This window comes from Clostridia bacterium, from assembly GCA_017405765.1.
GTDB lineage: Bacteria > Bacillota > Clostridia > Oscillospirales > RGIG577 > RGIG577.
Genome location: JAFQZS010000003.1, coordinates 1 through 22,291, shown reverse-complemented (window position 1 = coordinate 22,291; position 22,291 = coordinate 1). Strand labels below are relative to the sequence as shown.

10 protein-coding genes and 1 pseudogene are annotated in these 22,291 nt (G+C 54.8%); 7 read left to right on the top strand and 4 right to left on the bottom strand.

The features are described 5' to 3' along the window. Nucleotides 1-122: 122 nt before the first annotated feature. The gene (locus IJG50_00505) at nt 123-1,262 is read left to right on the top strand and encodes an amidohydrolase (protein MBQ3378328.1); all 1,140 of its coding nucleotides are present in this window, start codon (nt 123-125) and stop codon (nt 1,260-1,262) included. Between the two features lie 144 nt (nt 1,263-1,406). Here the strand turns inward: IJG50_00505 and IJG50_00500 are convergent. Beyond that, nucleotides 1,407-2,311, bottom strand: a pseudogene (locus IJG50_00500) (DMT family transporter). A 711-nt stretch (nt 2,312-3,022) separates the two neighbouring features. On the opposite strand from IJG50_00500, the gene IJG50_00495 reads away from it, so the two are divergent. Together IJG50_00495 and IJG50_00490 are read left to right on the top strand one after the other, a co-directional pair. Further along, entirely contained in the window at nt 3,023-7,900 is a 4,878-nt protein-coding gene (locus IJG50_00495; protein MBQ3378327.1) for an Ig domain-containing protein, read from the top strand. 49 nt (nt 7,901-7,949) lie between these two features. Beyond that, entirely contained in the window at nt 7,950-12,536 is a 4,587-nt protein-coding gene (locus IJG50_00490; protein ID MBQ3378326.1) for an Ig domain-containing protein, read from the top strand. Nucleotides 12,537-13,185: 649 nt separating this feature from the next. Here the strand turns inward: IJG50_00490 and IJG50_00485 are convergent. Then, nucleotides 13,186-13,401 carry a helix-turn-helix domain-containing protein gene (locus IJG50_00485; protein MBQ3378325.1) on the bottom strand — a complete coding sequence of 72 codons (216 nt, stop codon included), beginning with the start codon at nt 13,399-13,401 and terminating at the stop codon, nt 13,186-13,188. Nucleotides 13,402-13,584: 183 nt separating this feature from the next. Between IJG50_00485 and IJG50_00480 the strand changes: the two genes are divergently transcribed. Beyond that, nucleotides 13,585-14,250, top strand: a complete 666-nt coding sequence (locus IJG50_00480) for a helix-turn-helix transcriptional regulator (GenBank protein ID MBQ3378324.1) — start codon at nt 13,585-13,587, stop codon at nt 14,248-14,250. A 109-nt stretch (nt 14,251-14,359) separates the two neighbouring features. Beyond that, nucleotides 14,360-15,658, top strand: a complete 1,299-nt coding sequence (locus IJG50_00475; protein MBQ3378323.1) for a site-specific integrase — start codon at nt 14,360-14,362, stop codon at nt 15,656-15,658. 257 nt (nt 15,659-15,915) lie between these two features. Here IJG50_00475 and IJG50_00470 read toward each other — a convergent pair whose 3' ends face one another. Continuing rightward, a complete protein-coding gene (locus tag IJG50_00470) occupies nt 15,916-17,880 on the bottom strand; it encodes an FAD-dependent oxidoreductase (GenBank protein ID MBQ3378322.1) in 1,965 nt (654 codons plus the stop codon). A gap of 165 nt (nt 17,881-18,045) precedes the next feature. Next, nucleotides 18,046-19,113 (bottom strand): hypothetical protein, encoded by a 1,068-nt coding sequence (locus IJG50_00465; protein MBQ3378321.1) that lies wholly within the window; start codon nt 19,111-19,113, stop codon nt 18,046-18,048. 277 nt (nt 19,114-19,390) lie between these two features. Here IJG50_00465 and IJG50_00460 point away from each other — a divergent pair, with 277 nt between their 5' ends. Both IJG50_00460 and IJG50_00455 read left to right on the top strand, forming a co-directional pair. Next, nucleotides 19,391-22,000, top strand: a complete 2,610-nt coding sequence (locus tag IJG50_00460) for a calcium-translocating P-type ATPase, PMCA-type (protein ID MBQ3378320.1) — start codon at nt 19,391-19,393, stop codon at nt 21,998-22,000. Nucleotides 22,001-22,013: 13 nt separating this feature from the next. Further along, nucleotides 22,014-22,160, top strand: a complete 147-nt coding sequence (locus IJG50_00455) for a hypothetical protein (protein MBQ3378319.1) — start codon at nt 22,014-22,016, stop codon at nt 22,158-22,160. Nucleotides 22,161-22,291: the final 131 nt, after the last annotated feature.

Sequence of the window (22,291 nt, the reverse complement as noted above, 5' to 3'; positions counted from 1 at the left end):
CATTTGCGGCGGGCATTTTTATTTTCGCTCCTTATGCTAATTTTATTGTTTTCTCTTTTAAAGCCTATCAAAATAATGTATAATGATAAAAGGCATCCGTTCAAAAGAAAGAGGGCGTTTTAATGACCGAAAACTCGCAAAAATACCTTGATATACTTACAAAACATCGCAGATACCTTCATACTATACCGGAGGCCTCGTTCAAAGAGGAAAAGACGTGCGAATATATATGCAAAACGCTCGACGCGCTCGGCATACCGTATGAGCGCCTGCTAGATACGGGAGTGCTTGCGCATATAAAGGTCGATGAAAAGCTCGATACCTTCGCTTTTCGCGCCGATATGGACGCGCTTCCCGTTTTGGAAGATACGGGACGCGAATTTTCATCGAAACACGAGGGCTTCATGCACGCCTGCGGCCACGACGCTCATATGGCCGTGCTGCTTACATTCGCCGAATTCCTTTCTGCAAACCGCTCAAGGCTTCGCGCGAACGCCGCTCTCATATTCCAGCCCGCCGAGGAGGGCTACGGCGGTTCGCTTAAAATGATAGACGCAGGCGTCTTGGAAAAAGCGGGCGCATCGGAGATCTATTCTTTTCATGTCTCTCCCCTGTATCCCAAGGGTAAGGTTTACATAAGTTTAGGTTCGGCCACAGCCTGCGACCTTGCGTTCGACGTGCGTGTGCACGGGAAAGCCTCTCATGGCGCGATACCGCAGAACGGACGCGACGCGATAGTTGCCGCAAGCGCGCTTGTTTGCGCTCTGCAAAGCATTGTTTCCCGCGAAAACGATCCTCACAGTCCCCTTGCTCTTACAATAGGCACAATGAGAGCAGGAACAAAACGTAACGTCGTTGCGGACGAGGCAGTTCTTGAATGCGCCATAAGATGCTCGCTTACAGAAGATGCTGCGGCGGCGGCATATGAAAAAGTAAAGCGCATCTGTGCAGGCACTGCCGCCGCCTTTGGTGTGGATATTGAAACAGATATACATCATTTTTACGGAGCCGTAAAAAACGATGAGCTCTGCGTTTCACGCATAGAGAAAGCCTTTGCTCCCGGCGAGGTGGAGCGCGTACCGCCTCTCGTCGTATCTGAGGATTTCTTTGCTTTCACAAAAAAGCTGCCTGCCGCCATGTTTTTGTGCGGCGTGCGCGATGAGAAATGCGGCTTCGTACATCCGCTTCACGCCGATAAATTCGATTTGAATGAGGATGCGCTTTTATACGCGCTTGAAACGTATATCCGGCTTATCATATAACTAAAAAAGAAACGCCCCGGAGGCGCTCAATGTATCGGGCGTCGGATCTTTCTCTCAAGATCCGACGCCCGTTTAAGCTTTAGATAAATACGCCCTTCGTCAATCTAAGGCGGATGCGGCCTCTTTGGGCCGTAATTTGCTTTTCTATTCCTTTATTTTGCTGTTCGCTATATATACGCCCGCAATGATCAATACCACTCCGATCCACTGAAACGGTGTGAACGGTTCCTTCAATATCAGCACTCCGGCAACAACGGAAACTACCGTGGCGATACCGATAAAGGACGACGTCCTGTTGACCCCGATCTTCGCGATCGCAACATTGTACAGGAAGAAAGCAAGCACCGAGCAGCCGATCCCTTGGTACAAACAGGCTATCAAAAAGCTCTTGTTTGTAAACGGCAGGGCAGCAAGCTCTGCAACGCTATTGTTCATAACGCTTTGCAAAAATGCCATTATGATAAAAACCGCGGCGCCGGACAAAAGCATTACAAATGTGATCTCTTCCCCGGTATAATTCTGTGCCTTTGCAACAAACACGCTGTAAAGAGCGAAAGACATAACAGCTATCAGAAGCGCTGCGTATCCGCCGATCGATAAACTTGTGTTTACACCCACAGCAAAGACTGTTATAAGAACGCCTGCAAGCGTTATGAGTATTCCCGTTACCTGTATTTTGGACGGTTTTTCTTAAGTATCATAGAGGAGGCGATCAACGAGGCTGCAGGAATGCAAGCCAGAAACGCTCCGCTTTCCGACGCAGTTGTATGGCTTATTCCAAAAGTCTCGCCTATAAAATAGATGACCGGGCTGAATAATGCCGCCATTAGCAGCGGACGCAGAGACTTCCTTTTTAAGTTTATCTTTATGATACCGATCGCCGCGCATATGCCCATCACCATAGCGGCTATGAAGAAGCGCCATCCAAGCAGAGCAAGTTCGCTTGCCTCCTCGGTCGCATTCTTTGTAAACAGATAGCTAAATCCGAATAATACTTCACAGGCGATCGCACAAAGGCAACCCACTCTTGCATCATTATTTTTCTTCAACTTTTCACCTACAAACCCCGATTTGAAATTAATTCAATCTTAGCTGATTAACATCTGTTACAGCGTGTTAATGAAATCCTCCGAAGCCCTTGAAAACAAGGGATTTATCGCAGTTTGTTCACCCTTTGACATTACATGATTTCACATGTCGTTACCCTGGCCCGATCGACCTGATAAGGGAAAAAACAAGGGAACGATAATCTGGTAATATGAAATAACAACGTGTGGCAATCGAAACCCTGTGACCTATGTGCGAATATATCATCTTTTGGATGATTATTCAACGGACAAGTATATTATCGATAAAAACAAAAGCATTATTATGATGAGACCAGCGGCCTGCAAATAATCATATCTGAAGCCGAGTTGCAGCTGGCTGAGTACCGGGCTGTTTTTATCGAAGAAAACCCGACATGAAAAACCAATCATAAGCTCCCTCTGGGGCAGACAGTGGGAAACGATCTGCCACAGGGGGAGTTCTGTTTTGCCGTAGCAAAGCGGTTGAAGATCTCATGCTGAGGAGACCCGTTTCTTGTCTTGGTTTCCTGAATGAAACTGAAAATCAGGCCATTTTTTCAGTTTGATCTGACACACTCCCTCATTTCCGTTTCCCTTTACAAAACAAGACCATTATGCTACAATTAAATTGAAAAAGTATATCTTGATTATTTCGAAAGCCGAAACCGACCATCTCGATAGGAGGTATCTGCCATGAAGAAGCGAATTCTATGTCTGTTCCTGTCCCTCCTGTTCTGCCTGAGCCTCCTGCCGGCTGCGGGCGCTGCGGAGGGCAGAGAGAACGGGGATGTGTGGTCCGCCATCGAGGCTCTGGAACGGGACCGGCTCCCCGCCCGGCCTACGGCGGCGGACTACGAGGAATTGATCCCTCAGGTGGAAGCCCTGGTCCTGTCGCGGGACGACACCGTCCCGGATTCCGTCTGCCATCGGGAGGGCACCCTTCTCTGGCGGACAACCGACGGCACCGCCTGCGGGTATGACCCGGAGCTGCGGACACAGATCAACAGCGCTGTCCCCATGCCTGAAGCGGACCGTATCGCCGCGGAGCGGGAAGCGGACCGGGCGGCGGACCTGTCAGGGGAAGAGACGGCCGTTCTCATGTCCGGAGATACCGGCAGCAAGGACGTTGCGGTGTTTATCCCCTGGTGGGGAGAGGACAGTGACTTCCTTCTGACTACCTACTATCTTGGGGTACAGCTGGCTGATGCCATGGGAGGCAGCTGCAAACGCTATCTCGGGAAAGAGGCTACCCTCGACGAACTGTCGAATGCTCTCAGCACATGCCGGATGGTCTTTATCCATACGCACGGAGGTGACGGGACCGTTACTCTGCTTTCAGACAAAGGAATCACCTCCCAGGACTATGAGGACTACCACGTCACCAAATCCGGAAGCGGCATATGTTCAGTTGACGGGCAGGCGATCCGCAACCACCTCAACGGCCCGGTGGTTACCGATTACTTTTCAATGAACAGCTGCCTTGGCATGGCTGCGGAGAGGATGGAAGCCCCGCTGCGGGAAGCCGGCGTCAAGGCGGTGTTTGGATTCTCACAGTCTGTCACCTTCGCCTACGACATAACGTATACACGCTTTCTGATTTCAGGGCTTCTCCAGGGTAAAACAGTAGCTGAGGCCGTTTCCGAAGCGCACCGGCAGATTGCCGATTTTGTCCTGGAATGGTTCAGAACAAATGAAGCGCTTGCCGCTATGCTGAAAGAGAAGGGGGCGATTTACTGGGATCCGTGGCAGGGCAACGGAGCCTCGACCCCGGAACAGGCCAGAGAAAACAAGGCTGCTTTTCCCATCCTCGTTTCCGAACAGGACCCCTATCCCGGCCTGGAGCACAAGGATGAGATCCAGAATGTCAAATGTACCTGGAAGGTGCCCTTTGACAAGGCAGCCTCCAGGGACCTTCGTGCCTGGGGCACCGTTGGCCGCGTCTTTGCTTCCTTCTTCCCGGATGCCCGGGAGATCACCCTGCTGGAGGGTTCCCTCCCGCCGGGGATCGAGATCAATGTCCAGAGGGTTCAATGGCAATCACGCGTGGAGCAAGCGCCCGGCTTCTACGGCACACCCACCAAGACGGGTCTTTATGAGGCAAAGGTCAATGTGACGCTGGCGTCGGGGGCCACAGAGACCCGATGGGCCCGCTTCGTGATCGCCGAGGAGGAGATCACCCAGTCCCAGGAGGAGCTCGTGGCCCAGCCCGGCCAGGATCAGACCCTTGCATTCTTTAACGGTCATTCCGGGGAGATTTTCCAGGTGGAACAGATCAACGGAACGATACCGCCGGGATTGACCATGTTTTCCGACGGCGGCAGGCCGCGGTTCTGCGGCACACCGATGCAGACGGGCAGATTCTCCGCTGCGTTTCGTATCGTCCTTTCCTCCGGCAAGGTGATCGACCACACCGTCAATGTTACCGTTCCAGCGAAGTACGGTGTGTCCTCGGAGACCATCTCCCTTTTTGTGGGCGAGGAGAACCGGACATTTCTGAACTTCGACGGCTCGGATCAGGTCAGAAATATGGAATGTATCAGCGGGGAGCTTCCGCCGGGCGTGTCCTTTGGATACAGCATGAGCGAGGCCCCAAACTACAGCGGTATTCCCCAGACAGCGGGAACGTATCCTGCGGTCTTTCGCGTGTCGCTCCTCAACGGCAAAACCGTGACACATATGGTGACCGCTGTGGTCCTCAACGAAGCTCCCTCACTTCCCGTCTATACCATGGACCTGAGCCTGGGCGGGACCAGCATCCCCAGGACGGATATGGATACCTGGCTGTCCCGCAGTCTTGCGTGTGCGGCGAACGCCGGACAGATCACAATGGAAACCGACGCCAGCGGCGTCACGCGCCTGAATCTGGACAAGAAAGGCGCCTGGGATGTAAGCGTCATGACGAAATCGGACGGGTCTTTGCTGTTCCGTCAGGAGGACGGCAGTTCGCTGACCGAAGAAGATTTTACACTGAAGCTGAGCCCGGACGCGATTGTTGAAGCCAATGCGTTGTGGGAAAGTGACCACAGCGCGCGGTATGCAAAAGAGATCGCGTTCCATCTCAAAGACAGTTACGACCTGTATATCGCCGGCACGCAGGTCACCAGCCTGAACCGGGAAGACATTCTGGGCAACGGCGTGTTCTCCTTTGACGGCGTGAACACACTGATCATCCAAGGCGACTGCGATTACACCGGAGGCGAGCCCCTGATCCGGAATAGGATCGAAGGGCTGATTGTCCGGACGGAATCTGACAGCAGTCTGTCCTGCTGGGACAACTGCATCGAGACGACGGGCTCCCTGTCCCTGACCGGCGCGGGACAGCTGAACCTGCAAAGCAGCGGAAACAGCGGGATCGTGTGTGAAAAAGCCCTGCTGGAGATCTATAATACGACCCTGATGATCCAGGCGAAGAAGAAGGGCGTCACCGGCATCGGAGACGCAGCGGTCCACGCCCGGGCGGACCGCGCTAATGTGTCTGTCCGCAGCGGGGAGGGTGCCATGGACGGCTTCTGGAGCATCGGCCTGACCAACTGCATGGTCACATCTCCCTTACGGGGAGACAAAGGCACCATCGGGAGCCGGGCCTGTCTGGTCAGCGAGGACGGGGAGCTTCTGAAGGACGCACGGATCACCGCCTATGAGAAGAAGTACGGGCTGATGATCGACGGAGTCCCGGTGACGGACCGGAACCGAACCGATGTGCTGAAGAACGGGATCTTCTCCTTCGACGGGGACCATACCCTGACTATCAGCGGCAGCTATGAGGACGCGAAAAATATCATTGTCGACAGCAGGATCGACGGCCTGGTGATCTGCGCCGCGCCGGACACTGTCCTGCGGACCACCAAAATGAGCTGTCTGTCCCTGAGCGGGAACACCATGCTCACCGGCGGCCCCCTGACAGTGATCTCAGACAATAAGTGGCTGAGCCAGGGGATCGACCTGCAGAATGACAGCCGACTGTTTGTCTGCGACATGGACCTGACCGTCCGGGGCAATCGCCGGGGCATCAGCGGCGGCTCGGATACGGCCAAAGGCACGCTGGATGTATGGGCCTCCAACGTCACCGTTTCCGGTCCCACGACGGCCATCTGGGTCCCCGGTGGCCTGGAGCTGGAGCAGTGTATCCTGGAGACGCCGGAGGGCGGAACGTTCAACGAGACGGACGGCAAGGTCTATGACGCCGGGGGGGATCCGGCCGCGGAGGTGTCGATCAAGTCCTTCCGGACCTGGGAGCTCTATCTCGCCGGGACCCAGGTGACGGAGCGGAACATGTCGGATATCCTGGACGACGGGACCTTCTCCTTCGACGGAAACCGCACCCTGACGGTGAAGGGGAACTGCAGCAGTGAGAACGGCGTCATCGAGAGCTACATCCCCGGACTGATCCTCTCCGTGGAGAAGGACGCCATTCTGGAGACCGGAGAGGGAGCGGACCCCATTTTCGCCGGGGCGAACCTGACCATCACCGGACCGGGGAAGCTGACCCTGATCTCCGGCTGCGCCGCCGCCGTCACCCAGAGGGGCGGCAGTATCCTGACCATCCGGGACGCGGATGTGAGCGCCCAGGGTCCCTACGGGCTCTGGGGCGGCGAAGGCGAGACTCTGATGGTGGAGAACGCTTCCGTAACGGTCCGGGGAACGGACGGGGCGATCCTGGACTTCGGCAATGGGATCACCCTCACCGGCTGTGAGATCACCGCGCCGGCGGGGGGCAAGGTGAAGAACGGGGCCGTCGTCACCTCCGGCGGGACCGTCGCGGAGGAGGTGACCATCGTCCCCGTGACCCATGTCACCGGCGTGACCCTGGACAAGACATCCCTGACCTTGATCACGGGAAAGAGCGGGACGCTGAAGGCCACGGTGAAACCGTCTGACGCCGCGGACAAGACCGTGAGCTGGAGCAGCTCCAGGCCTGCCGTGGCAGCCGTCAGCAGCAGCGGGAAAGTAACCGCCAAGGCCGAGGGGACCGCCGTCATCACCGTCACGACCAAGGACGGCGGGAAGACCGCCGCGTGTACCGTCACGGTGAAGGCTCCGACGGTCCCGGTCACCGGCGTGACCCTGGACAAAACATCCCTGACCTTGATCGCGGGGAAGAGCGGGACGCTGAAGGCCACGGTGAAGCCGTCTGACGCGTCGGACACAACTGTGACCTGGGAGAGCTCCGAACCCACAGTGGCGGTCGTCAGCAGCGGCGGGAAAGTGACGGGCGTGGCCCCGGGGAGCGCCGTGATCACCGTCAGGTCCGCCGACGGCGGCAAGACGGCGTACTGCGTCGTAACGGTGCAGGCGGAGACGGTCCCGATTGGGGAAGGCGCGATCTCCGTCAGCGGCGAGGTCATGGCCTATTCGGTCTGGCTGCCCGGCGGCGGGGAGCCTGCCCGCCTCATCGCCGCCTGGTACGACGGAAACGGCAGGATGCTGGGCTGCACTGTTGAGGATGTGGTGCAGGACGGGTTGAAGACCGGAATCATCACAGTGAAGAAGGATCAGAAGGAATACCGGCTGTTCGCCCTGGACAGAGAGAGCGGGAAGCCTCTGACTAAGGTCCTGACGACCGGGGGATGACCCTCCCTGCGGACACCAACCACACATTCAAAGAAAGAAGGGACGGAATATGAAGATGATCCGACGCTTTCTCGGCATGCTGATGGCCGCCGCCCTGCTGGCCGGGCTGCTGCCCGCCGATGTGCTGGCCGCCCCGGAGACCTATGACCTGAAAATCAAGGGTGTCCAGGTGACCAAAGATAACTGGATGGACGTGTTGCATGACGGGGTATTTCGGTACCAGTACAACGCCAAGACCCTGGTCATCGAAGGAGACTGTACGCTGGATGACGACGGTCCCGCTGCCATGATCGAGAGCGGCCTGGATGGCCTGACCATCTATGTAGAAAAACCATCGACGCTGACCCTGAAAAGGAGCGAGCCCGACAGCTGTTTATTCCGGCTGAGCGGAGACACGACCATCAAGAAAACCGGCAACACATCCGGAGCTCTGACCCTGGTCAACGAGGGTGCCGGCGGGACCGGCATCCTGGCTGACAACTGTGCCCTCACCCTGCAGTATGTCCCCCTGGAAACCAGGGACCTGACATACGGGATCCGGGGCCTGGGCAGCAATGCTTCCCTGACGATCGACGGCGCGAACGTGAAGATCCCCCGGCAGAAGAACGCGTCGCCGCCCGTTACGCCCAACGCCGCTGTCAGCGGCTTTATGAAGGGGATCGAATTGCTCAAAGCTGACCTGGTCATACCGGAGGATGGAAAGATCCTTGGCGGCGCCGTCTGCGGCCAGGACAACAACGCAGCCCTGGACCTGGTGATCCAGACCAGGGAATGGGATGACATCTTCGCAGCGGCAGATCCCTGGGAGTTGGATCTGAGTACCCTGGGAGAGTATGATTCGGAAACCGAAACATATACAGACTATGACATCGATCTCGCCGCGGTGTTCAACAGCTCCGAGGACCCGTCAAAAAACACGAAATGGAACCAGGTCGACAGCGTTCTCATCGTCAAGGGTTCCGTCCCGGAGGGCATGGAACTCGCGCCGGGGGAAACCGGGAGCGATCCCGGCCACAATACGCTCCTGCTCAAGGGACGTCCGGCCAAGCCCGGGACCTATGAGCTTTGGCTTCATCTGTTCGGCGAGGGTTTGATCAACGGCGGCAACACTGTGATAAACAATAAGTGTGAAAAGGTCATCCTGACGGTGAAGTATGAATCGACCCTGAAGGTCTACGACCTTTGGATCGACGGGATGCAGGCAGACAACGCCAATCAGCAGGATATCCTGGGCGACGGCGCCTTCTCCTATGCCCCCGATTCCAAGACTCTGACCATCCGGAAGAGCTATACCCAGGACTGGTCCGGCGCCCTCATCCGCAGCGGGATCGACGGCCTGATCGTCGACGTCCCGGAGAACGTCACCCTCTCCGCTTCCGGCACAGTCTTCCGGCTGGAGAAGAACACCCGGTTCCGGGGCGAGGGCAAGCTGACAGCCAAATCCACAGGCGGTGACGGGATCAAGGTCTCAGGCGGCGCGACACTGAACCTCCGGGACGCCGATCTGGCCGTGGAGGCCAAGGGGACCGCCGTTGCCGGCTCCGACGGCGGGGAGAAGCTATGGCTGGAAGACCTGCATCTCTCTGCCAAGGGCGGCGGGAAGGCGGTGGCAGGCTTCTCCGGGGGCATCACCCTGTATCCCTCTGACAGCACACTGATCAAAATGCCGTCGGGCGGAAAGGTCAGCGGCGGTAGCATCGTCAAGTCCGATGACTCCGCCGCCCCGGAGGTGGAGGTCAATTCCGTCAGGACCTACGGCCTGAAGATCGCGGGAAACACCGTCACGGAGGACAACCGGAAGGACGTTCTGGGAGACGGAGTGTTCTCCTTTGACGGAGAGAAGACCCTGACGGTAAAGGGCGACTGTACCTACGCAGGTTATATTATCCAGAATGATGGAACGGATGCGATTGACGGTCTGACGATCGTCATTGCCGGGGACGCGATCCTGGATAACGGAGCGTCCGGCTGGGCCCGCCCGATCTATTCTTCCAAAGATATCACCATCACCGGGCCCGGCAGCCTGACGCTTCGGGGGCCCTCCTTCGCAAATGCCCTGGATTTCACCGGCACGGTGCTCACCATCAAAAACCTGGATTTGACCCTGGAAGGCGGCGACTGGGGCGCCGTTCAGGGCAGCGGAATGTCTTCCTCCAAACTGATCGTGGAAAACGCTTCCGTCAACGCCTCCTGCGGAGGATCCAATTCTGCTGTCAACGGATTCAGCGGCGGCATCGAGCTCACCGGCTGTCAGATCACGGACCCTGCGGACGGCAAGGTCAGCGACGGAAAAATCATTTCATACGGCGGGAGCGTTGCCTCGAAGGTGACCATCAGCCGGATGCATCCCGTCAGCGGGGTGACGCTGAAGAAATCCGCCCTGACCCTGGCAGAGGGCAGCAGCGAGACCCTGACAGCCTCCGTTTCTCCCGAAAATGCCACCCTGAAAACCGTGACCTGGAAGAGCTCCGCCCCGACCGTGGCCACGGTCGACAGCGGCGGGACGGTCACGGCAGTGTCTGAGGGGACCGCCATCGTCACTGTCAAGACCGCCGACGGCGGGAAGACGGCCTCCTGCAAGGTCACCGTCGTTCCCCCGGTTCCCGTTGCCATGGTGGAGCTGGACAGGACGGAGCTGACGCTTCCCGTGGGGAACTACGACTTCCTGACGGCTACCGTATCCCCCGCCAACGCTACGACGAAAAGCGTTTCCTGGCAGAGCTCCGTTCCCGGCGTTGTGAGCGTAAACGCAAGCGGAAAGGTCACGGGCGTGTCCCCGGGAGAGGCTGTCGTCACCGTCAAGTCCGTTGACGGAGGGAAGAAAGCCGAATGCAGGATCAAGGTAGTCAAAGCCGTTCCTGTCACTGCCGTAACGCTGAATAAAAGCGCGCTCACGCTCCCCCTCGGCGGCAGCGAAACGCTGACGTCCTCGCTCACGCCGAAAGGCGCGACGAACCAAAACGTGACCTGGTCCAGCAGCAAGCCCTCTGTGGCTGCAGTCAACAGCATCGGGAAGGTCACGGCAGTGTCTGAGGGGACCGCGAAGATCACCGTCAAAACTGCGGACGGCGGGAAGACAGCCTCCTGCACCGTCACTGTTCAGCCCCAGATCCACGTTACCGATGTGAAGGTGAACATGAAAGAGCTGACTCTGGTGGTCGGTCAGTCACCTTTCAACAAAGAATGGCTGAAGGCGACGGTTTTTCCGGAAAACGCGACGAAACCGTATGTGACCTGGACGAGCGACAATCCCGCTGTGGCCGGCGTTGCCGAAGTCACCGGTGAGGTTTATGCAATCAAAGAGGGGACGGCCAACATCACCGTCACCTCCACGGACGGCGGAAAGAAGGATACCTGTAAGGTCACCGTGATCAAACCTGTTTTCGTCACCGGCGTGAGCCTCGACCCCTCGCTGTCCCTTTTCGTCGGCGAAAGCAAAAAGCTGGCCCCGGTCTTCAAGCCGTCCAACGCCACGAACAAGCTGGTGATCTGGACCAGCACCAACGAAGGGATCGCCAAGGTGGATTCCTACGGCGTGGTCACCGGGAAGTCCGAGGGAACCGCCGCCATCTCCGGGCAGACGGTGGACGGCGGAAAAACGATGGTCTGTGCCGTAACGGTCATGAAACCGAACTTGCCTGTCACCGGCGTAAGCCTGGATCGAACCGAGATGGGGCTGACCATCGGAGGAACCAAGACCCTGACGGCCACCGTAGCGCCCGCCGGAGCGGCGGATAAGAGCGTGACCTGGTCCAGCAGCAAGCCCGCTGTGGCTACGGTGAACAGCAGCGGCAAGGTAACGGCGGTGTCCGCCGGCACCGCTGTCATCACCGTCAAGACGAAGGACGGCGGAAAGACCGCCGCCTGCACCGTCACGGTGAAGGCCCCGGTGTCTGTCACCGGCGTAAGCCTGAATCGAACCGAGATGGGGCTGACCATCGGAGGAACCAAGACCCTGACAGCCACCGTAACGCCCGTCGGAGCGGCGAATAAGAGCGTGACCTGGTCCAGCAGCAAGCCCGCTGTGGCCACGGTGGACAATACCGGCAATGTGACGGCTGTCTCTGCCGGCACCGCTGTCATCACCGTCAAGACGATGGACGGCGGAAAGACTGCGGTCTGCACCGTCAAGGTCACATCTACGCCGGTGTCCGTCACCGGCGTGAAGCTGGACATGACTTTAATGTCCCTGGTCACCGGCACCAGCGGGATACTGAAAGCCATTGTCAGTCCTGCAGATGCCACCAATGACGCAGTGTCCTGGACCAGCAGCAAGCCTTCTGTCGCCACGGTAGACAACACCGGCAAGGTAACGGCGGTGTCCGCCGGCACTGCAACCATCACCGTCAAAACCAAGGACGGCGAAAAGACCGCTGCCTGCAATGTCACCGTGACCAAGAAGGAATGGTTCTTTGACAAAGCAACTGGAGACATCATAGTCACCGGCGCCGTAAAGGAAGACTGCCCCGTTATCGTGGCCTCCTACAGCGGGGACAGCCAGTTCCTCGGCGCGGTCTTCGTCACCAAGGATACTTCTTCCGTGGTCAAGGACGGCGCATACTACGTCAACATCTTCTGGGTGGACAAAACCACCTTTGCGCCTAAGTGTCCATCCGAGACAGTGGTCTTGTCTTGATCTCGGCATATCAGATGTGTTTCCCTTGACTTGCCTTGCGTTCCTTGCCTTTGAAGATGCCATTTGTCTCTGCAAGCTATGCTTTCGGTTGGGGTATAGGGAAACGGGAGGAAATCGTTTCCGATGAGCACCTTTTCTATCGAAGTGTTATAATCTAATCCATGACAATGGCGCACATACGGGGCAGCTTCGGCTGCCCCGTATGTGCGATCTGCGAGGCCGGCGGCGGTGACATCCGAATGTCCCTCCACCCGTCGTCGCGCTGCTCCTTCCAAGGGGCTCCCGCCCCTTGCGTGGCTGCGCCGCTATCCCCGTTGCCCTGGAGAGGGATGAATACAGCAACTAATGAAGGAATGCCGCGCCATGGTGTTCACCTCCGTCCCTGGCCCTCGTCCCCCGTCCCCCGTTCCGCTGTCTCACCGCCGCAGCGGTGGGACAGCACCGGGAAGCGCGGGTGCGGTTTCCGGTTGCTCCTCTGCCCCTCCATGCCGGGGCAGAGGAGTGCCCGACCCAGGAGCGAAATGCCCCTTGAACGAAGCGCAGCTTTGTGCGAGGGGTGTATTTCGCTCTCAAACGGCGAGGCCTTTGAGGTGGCGCTGCCGCGCCATTTTTTCTTTCAGCTTGTATCAACCGTTGACAGACTTTCGGCTCATTCTACCCTCCGAACTTCGCTCTGCCGTCTCAGGTCACGACCTTGATTGACCGCCATAAACCGCTCCAGCGTATCCGTGCGGATGATGGTCTTGCGCCCTACCTTCAGCACGGGGAGCTTGCCCCATTCCACCAGCTGACGCATGGTGTTCCGGCCAATGCCGGAGACCTCGGCCGCTTCCTCTATCGTCATGCCCATCTTTGCAACGCTCATCGTCTATACCTCCCTTCTGATAAACTCGTTTTGCAACGTCGGTCTTACGATTATACCTATTCTGCTATCAAATGTCAATTCTTTTTGCAACTCTATTTCAATATTTTAGGGTGTTATTTGAAAATTTCTATTGCAAACCGCAACGAGATGTGTTAGTATAGGTTGCGAAAGGTGGGATGCACCGTGAAATCGAAGAATGAGTTCACCGCAAAACAAGTCGGAGATCGTATCCGGGAGCGGCGAACAGAGCTGCGGCTCTCCATGGGCCAGCTTGGGGACCGGCTGGGTGTGAACAAATCCACCATCCAGCGGTATGAGGCCAACGGCATCGACCCCAAGAAAACGTACATGATCGTTTCCCTGTCCGAAGCTCTGGAAACGACACCGGAGTGGCTGACCGGCCAGTCCGAAACGAAGGAATACGATTCCTATACCAAATGCAAGAAAGACATCGACGGGCACATTGTCGCCTGTCTGGAGGAGATGATTGCCTCGGTGAGGGGGGAACCTCACCAGCAAATGCTGACTACATTCCTCGGAAACCTGGTGGACCTGTACGCCATCTTCTGCGGCCATTTCGCAAGGGCCATGGAGGAGGTGGAACACGCCGCTGGGGATGAGGGCTTGAAAGAATCCATCCGACGCTATGCCATCGAGATCGGGGACATCACCCAGCGGGTATATGTCAAGGAGATGGAAGCGCCCATTGAAGATATGAAGCGGTTCCTGGACGGGCTGCTGCATCTCTACGACGAGGGCCGCACCAGGGTGTCCATGGGCGACCTTTTCGAGATCAAAACCGAAGCCAGAAAAAGGCTGACTGAACGAAATAATTCCGTGGAACAATGATATGAAAAAAGCCGTTCCCATGGAACGGCGGATGTGCTATAATCCAGTTACGCACAACATAGGTCACAGGCCCGATTGCCACGGATACGGAAAGGAGAATCAAATATCTATGGCAAAAGGTTCTGTGAGAAAGAAAGGCAACAAGTGGTACTACCGCTTCTACGTGGAAAACGAGAGCGGGAAACAGGTTCAAAAGGAATATGTGGGCACGGAGAGCAAAAGCGAGACCGAAGCCCTGCTTCGCAAGGCGATGGAGGACTATGAGGCGAAGAAGTTCGTTGCCAGGTCCGAAAATGTCACCGTGGGCGAGCTGCTGGATTTGTGGGTGGAGGAAGAATTGAAGCCCGGTAATCTGAGCAACGGTACGGTGATGCTGTATCAGAGCACTATCAGCCGGATCAAGCAGTATCCCATTGCGGACCGCAAGCTCAAGAGCGTCACCCCGGAGCATTTGCAGAGCTTCTTCGACCGGCTGGCGTTCGGCGGCACGAAGGAGGACGGTTCAGAGGCCAAGCCTCTGGCAAGCGGTTCCATTCGTCCGTATTCGGCAATCATGCAGGGAGCGTTTCGCTTCGCGGTGTTCCCCAAGCGGCTGCTGACCTTCAACCCGATGCAGTATGTGAAGGTCAGGAAGAAGCAGGAGACGCAGGAGCTGTTCACAGATGGGGACGAAGGCGGTATCGCTGTTCCCACCATCAGCTTTGAACAGTACACATCGTTGACGGACTGGCTGAAAAAGAAGGACAATCCGGCGCTCCTGCCCATCCAGATCGCCTACTTCACGGGACTCCGTATCGGAGAAGTCTGCGCCCTCACCTGGCAGGACATCGACCTCAAGGAGCAGACCATCACGGTGCGGCGCAGTATGCGATACAACGGGACGAGGCACAAGACGGAGATCGGGACGACCAAGCGGAGCAAGGTCCGAACGGTTGACTTCTGCGACACCCTGGCGGCGATCTTCAAAGCAGCCAAGCTGGAACAGAACAAAAGCCGGCTCAGGTACGGACCACTCTACAGTCTGAACTACTACAAGCAGGTTCAGGAAAAGGGCCGCAGCTACTACGAGCTTTACAGTCTCCCGCAGTCCGAGGGAGCCCCGGAGGGCTACAGGGAAATCTTCTTTGTCTGCCTCCGGTCTGATGGGTGTTACGAGGCACCCAGAACGGTCAGTCTTGCCTGCCGCACAGCGGCCAGAAAGGTGCCGGGGCTTGAGGGCTTCCATTTCCATCAGCTTCGGCACACGTTCACGAGTAACCTGCTCTCCAACGGCGCAGCCCCCAAGGATGTCCAGGAACTGCTTGGCCACGCCGACGTCAGTACCACGATGAACATCTACGCCCACGCCACGAGGGAAGCGAAACGCTCCTCGGCCCGCCTGATGGATCAGGTAGTGGGCGGAAAGTAAAAAGTTTCCCTTGTTTTTGCTCTTAAGGGCAGAAACAAGGGAAACGGAGGGCCGAAGGCTTTGAGAACAAACGATGGGCCCTTATATTTCAAGGATTTTTGAGGATATGCTAAGACAAATTCCGATTTGGCGAAATTATTGTTACCTCTCTATCAGTGCAGTCATGATCCTGCTTTTACTAAAGCAGAAAGGAGACGCTTCCTTACCGGGCGCCTCCTTTATTCGTTTCGCTTTTTTATTATATTTTCGTCTTCCGCTTATGCGTCGAAAACGTCACAGCCGTCGTCGATATGCCATGCAGCGGCAAACCCTGCGCGTACTGCGTTAGATATCTGACCGATCTTACTCGAGTCGCCTACGATATACGTATTCTCGAAGTTTGCCTTTACATCCTGTGCAAGGTCGTTTACGGACTTAACGCCGGATGCAAATACGGTGCAGTCTGCCTGCATGGTGTAGCGTTCGCCGGTCGATACCTTTTCAAGCGTTATCACGTTGTTGTCAACGGAGAGCACCTTAACGCCGGGAACTGCGTCGTAATTGTCGTATTTTGCAAGGAACTGCTTTAAGTATCTGATGTTCGGGCCGATGCTCTGCATTCCTATCTCGGGGAGCATATCTACTACGGTGGTGTCAACTCCCTGCTCCAAGAGGAAGTGAGCCGTTTCCATACCCGTCATGCCGCTTCCTACAACTACCGCCTTCTGGCCCTTCTCAAGCTTTACTTTCTCAAGAAGCATCTGGTTTGCGGTGCAGCAAAGGGAATCGTTTATTTTCACGAACGAGGGGATAAAGTCGGTGCCGCCGGTTGCGAGGACTACTGCATAAGGGCTGAATTCCTTCAGCATATCAACGGTAACGTCCGTATTCAGTCTTACCTTTACTCCCCATCTTTCAAGGTTGTTCTCGTAATACTTAACGAGCCAGCCGAGTCTGAACTTGTGCGGGGGAAGCTTTGCGATATTAAGCTGACCGCCGAGCTTGTTTCTTCTTTCGAACAGCGTAACGTCGAATCCGCGTATAGCAAGCACTCTTGCCGCCTCGCAGCCCGCGCTGCCGCCGCCTACTACGGCTATCTTTCTTCTCGCGCCGTTCTTATTGAACATTTTAAGCTCGGTCTCATAGCCCATCGTGGGATTTACGGCGCACTCAAGTCTGCCGCGTCCGTCGCTCGTAGCGCAGTGCATGCATACGATGCAGGGTCTTACCTGCTCGGGATGACCTGCCTTTAACTTATTTACGAAGCTTGCGTCTGCAAGATGCGGACGAGCCATAGATACCATATCGCACTTGCCGTCTGCAATAAGGCTGTCTGCATAGTCGAAGTCGCGGATAAGGCTTACGCCGATAACGGGCACCTTAACTACCTTCTTTATGCCCTCTGCAAGCGGAATGAGCCAGCCCTGGTCGTAAAGCGCGGGAGCGATGATGCCCTGCGGTGCAAGGCCGCCGCCTGCCGATACGCTTATGATGTCGGCGCCATAGCTCTCAAGCAGCTTTGCCATCTCCTGAGCCTCGAAAAGCTTCATGCCGCCCTCGTCTCCGAGAAGGTCGTCGGCAGAGATCCTTACGGAGATGGGGAAGTTCGGACCTGCAAGCTTTCTTATGCCGGCCATTATCTCTTTAACTATTCTTAAACGGTTCTCAAGGCTTCCGCCGTATTCGTCTGTTCTTCTGTTAAGATAGGGGCTTACGAACTGGTTCAAAAGATAACCGTGCGCGCAGTGTACCTCAACGCCGTCAAAGTTCGCATACTGAGCGACTCTGGCGCCCTCTATGAATTTTGCGATAACGTCCTTTATCTCGGCTATCGTCATCTCTCTCGGAGGCAGATTGCCGGGCATTGCAATGGGGCTCGGCGCTATAGGCTGCATACCCGTAAACTCATACTTTGCCATACTGCCGCCATGGTGAAGCTGTAAGAATATTCTCGAATCAAAGCGATGTACGGCTTCCGCTACCTTTCTAAGACCTCCCGCAAGCTGGATATTGTACGCGCCGAGCTGGTTCATACCGCCGGGAGCGTCTTTGTCTACGCGGCAGAACTCCGTATATATAAGACCCGTGCCGCCGCGTGCGCGCGCCTTGAAGTATTCAACGAGGTCAGGCGTTACCGAACCGTCAAAATTTGCAAATCCCGTAGCCATACCCGTCATTACGATACGATTTTTGATAGTAAGTTTGCCTATCTGGATGGGCTTGAATAAATTTTCATATGCCATGATTATACCTCCTATACTTTCCGATTATTTTACCACACAATAAAATATTATAAAGGAGGCGTTTTATTTATGTCAACGGACAAGTATACACAATATCTCAGGTCAAATTACGCATGTATTGTTTATTATTCAGTATATAAACGGTAAAAAGCACATCCCGTATATTTATACAGTTATCTCAGCTATGATTTTTGTGCTCATCGCATTTATCTTTTTAAAATCCATTGCGCCCGTATATATCTTTTCAAGTTCATCGTGCAGCGACTTTGCTTCTTTTACATATTCAACTGCGCGCGCTGTAAGAGCGCGATAAAGCGACATGTCGAATTTGATCTTCTGACGATTCTTGCGGCGCGCCTCCTCGGATACGTATCTGTCTAAGTTTATGCGTCTGAAAACGTCCCCCGAATAATCATGAAAAGAGTTCACGCTCACGAAGGCGAGCGACAGCTCCTCTACGATAACGTGCTCCGGGAAACCTGCGGGCGACATCGGACAATAGCAGTTGATCACGTTATATCCCGCTTTCGTGGCCGCACGGCTCAGCGCCGAAAAGAATGGACCTCCTGTTTTGAACGTATCTAAAACAGCGTATACCCTCTCGAAGGCTTTAAGGTTTTCATTAAGATAATGCTTTACTCCGAGCGGCGTTATGCCGCTTATAAAACGCGACGACTGCGCACCGCAGGCGGGATCGTCTTTTTTCTTAAATTCTTTCTTTGCGATACGAGCCGCCGTACGCTCCATTCGCAAAACGTCCACCTCTTCCGAGATAAGAGACCCCATATCGTCGTGCGCGCCCTTGGCTGCCGCCAAAAAACAATATGCGCTGTTAAAGCATTTGCTTATACGTCCGCTTAAAGCTTCTATTTCACTGCGCGCCGCCGTAAGCTTTTGTCTGTTCCAAAATCCGCCTAAGTTTATGATCTCGTCATACGCGCCCGGATATACGGGATCGACCGTGTGCGGCGCGGTGCCGTCAACAAAAGCGACTCCGCGTTCTTCTATTACTATTGCGTCGAGCGAGTCGGGATCAGATGAGCATACGATCTGTTCCACGCTCCCGCCTTCTTTCTGCGCGGCCTTTACCGCTTTTTTCATAAAGCTTGATTTCCCTGTGCCGGGGCCTCCCTTTATTATGATCTTGCGCGCAGGCGCGGCGCGATCAAGCTCATCGTAATATGAAAAGAAGCCTCCCGGGGTGTTGGCGCCGAGATAAAAAATTCCCTGCAAAAAAAATCATCCTCTCGCGTGTATTTTCGGATCGTTCCGTAATATAATATTGTTAATTAAATGAAATTGTGATTGACATAAATGATAAATTGTGTTAGCATAACTTAAAGATTAAAAGGGAGTAGTCGTAAACGCAGGCCGACAATCTCGGTCGGGAAAGCCTGACCCGGTACTGCGTGCTTTCTTTGACTGAAAGTGACAAGACTTTTATCGGACAGTTTTCCGATAAAAGTCTTTTTGATTATAAGACCGATTTAAGGGTTTAAGGAGGTTGTATATGGATTTTTATAAAAGGACCATACAAGAATCTTTTGACGCCGTATCTTCGCAAAAAGAAGGTCTGACAAGCGAGGAGGCTAAACGCAGAATAGAGCAGTTCGGCAAGAACAGGTTGTCCGAAGCGCGCCAAAAGAGCGGACTTCAGGTGTTTTTTGAACAGTTTAAGGATCTTCTGGTTATAATACTTATCATAGCCGCCATGATCTCCATGATAACGGGCAATTCCGAAAGCACTATAGTAATAATAGTTGTGCTTATCATAAATGCCATCTTGGGCACAGTGCAGCATTTTAAGGCGGAGCAGTCGCTAAGCAGCCTTCGTGCGTTAAGCTCGCCTACCGCAAAGGTCATACGCGACGGCCAGAACGTTCAGATACCTTCCGAAGACGTCGTAATAGGCGATATCCTGATGCTTGAAGCCGGAGACCTCGTTGTTGCAGACGGCAGGATAATCGATAATTTTTCGCTTCAGGTGCAGGAAAGCGCGCTTACCGGCGAGTCGCAAAGCGTTGATAAAAGCGACCTGACGATAAACGGCGATAATATTGCCCTCGGCGACCGCATCAATATGGTGTACTCCGGCTCGCTTGTTACTTACGGGCGCGCCCAAGTGCTTGTAACTGGCACCGCCATGACTACCGAGATAGGCAAAATTGCCGATCTGCTCAATCAGACGAAGGAAAAGCGCACTCCTCTTCAGGAGAATCTCGACGACTTTTCGAAAAAGCTTTCGATAATAATAATGATCATCTGCGCCGTAGTATTCGTTTTGGGCATGGTGCGCCAAATGCCGGTGCTCGATTCGCTCATGTTCGCAGTGGCGCTGGCTGTGGCTGCAATACCCGAAGCGCTTTCGTCGATAGTTACCATCGCGCTTGCCCTCGGCACTCAGAAAATGGCAAACGAAAACGCAATAATCAAGAAGCTCAAGGCTGTTGAGGGACTTGGCTGCGTTTCTATAATCTGTTCGGACAAGACCGGCACGCTCACGCAGAACAAGATGACCGTGCAGCGCATATATGCGGGCGACGAGCTCTTTGAAATATCAAAAACGGATTACTCAAATAAGACGCACGCGCTTTTGCTGCTTTGCAGTCTCTTGTGCAACGACTCGTATTACTCGGAAGGCAAGCCTATAGGCGACCCCACGGAGATCGCACTTTTGGATTATTATGCAAAGCTGCGCCCCGACGCGTATCAGATGCGTGAAAAAATCGACCGCATGGACGAAATACCGTTCGACTCCGACAGAAAGCTGATGAGTACTTCCCATATGATTGGCAGCACCTATACTATGTTCACAAAAGGCGCGCCCGATGTGGTATTTGGCCGTATCAACAGGATAATGGGCTCGGACGGAATGGTGCGGCCCGTAAGCGACGCCGACATAATAGATCTAAGAAAGATAAACAACAGCCTATCGGCAAACGGCCTTCGCGTTCTCGCCTTCGCCATGAAGAGCGCGGCGCGCGATATCCCGCTTACAGTTGACGACGAAAAGGATCTTATATTTATCGGTCTTATCGCAATGATAGACCCGCCGCGCGAGGAATCGCGCCAAGCCGTAGCTGACTGCCGCATGGCAGGTATAAAGCCGATAATGATAACGGGAGACCATAAAATAACGGCTACGAGCATAGCGAAAAGCATAGGAATTTTCGAGGAGGGCGATTTGAGCTTAAACGGCGTCGAGGTAGACAGACTGAGCGACGACGAGCTTATGGAGATACTGCCCAACGTATCCGTTTATGCGCGCGTTTCACCGGAGAACAAGATACGCATCGTCGAATTATGGCAGCGCGCCGGACAGATCGTCGCCATGACGGGCGACGGCGTGAACGACGCTCCCGCACTGAAAAAAGCCGATATAGGAATTGCGATGGGCATAACCGGTACCGAGGTATCAAAGGATGCGGCTTCGATGATACTTACCGACGACAATTTCGCAACGATAATAAAAGCCGTAATGAACGGCAGAAGCATTTACAGCAACATCAAGAACTCGATAAAGTTTCTGCTTTCCGGCAATATGTCGGGCATACTTGCAGTTTTATACGCAGTTATTGCGGCGCTGCCCATGCCTTTCACCGCAGTGCATCTTTTGTTCATCAATCTGCTCACCGACAGCCTTCCCGCTATCGCAATGAGCATGGAGCCTGCGAACAGGGGGCTTTTGAAGGATAAGCCCAGAGGGCGCAGCGAATCTATACTTTCGGGAAATTTCTTCAGGGACGTGATAACCTGGGGCATACTTATCGGCGTGTTCACGATGATATCGTATTATATCGGTCTAGGCATAAGCTCGGCTGCGGCAAGCACCATGGCGTTCTCAACGCTCTGCCTCGGACGTCTTTTCCACGGCTTCAACTGCCGCGGAAGTCAGTCCATCGTTAAGCTGGGGCTTACGACGAATAAGTTTTCGATATTCGCTTTTCTTATAGGATTGGGACTGCTTGCGCTCGTGCTGCTCGCGCCGCCGCTTCAGCCGTGGTTCGACGTTGTGCCGCTGCCCGCCATAGACCTTGCGTATATCGTGCTGTGCGCTTTCTGCCCCACGCTTATAATACAGCTGGTACGCATTATAAAAGAATTTGCAATGAAAAAGTAAGGAGGCTTTTGATATGAGCGATGAAAAAGAAGCTCCCCCCAAAAAAGAAGCTCCTCTTGATATCTCGTACTTTTTAGACGAGCACGGTATTCTTATGGCGGATAAGCTTAAAGAATATGAGGCTTCACGGGATGCTAAGAATAACGAAAAGCCCAAATAAAACCGCACGTTCGGCACAAAAAAACAGCGAGGCGTTTTGCCTCGCTGTTTTTTTATTGATCTGTATCTGCTTATTTTGCCATCTGGATGAGAAGCTCGCCTGCCTTTACGGACTGGCCTTCCTTTATGTAT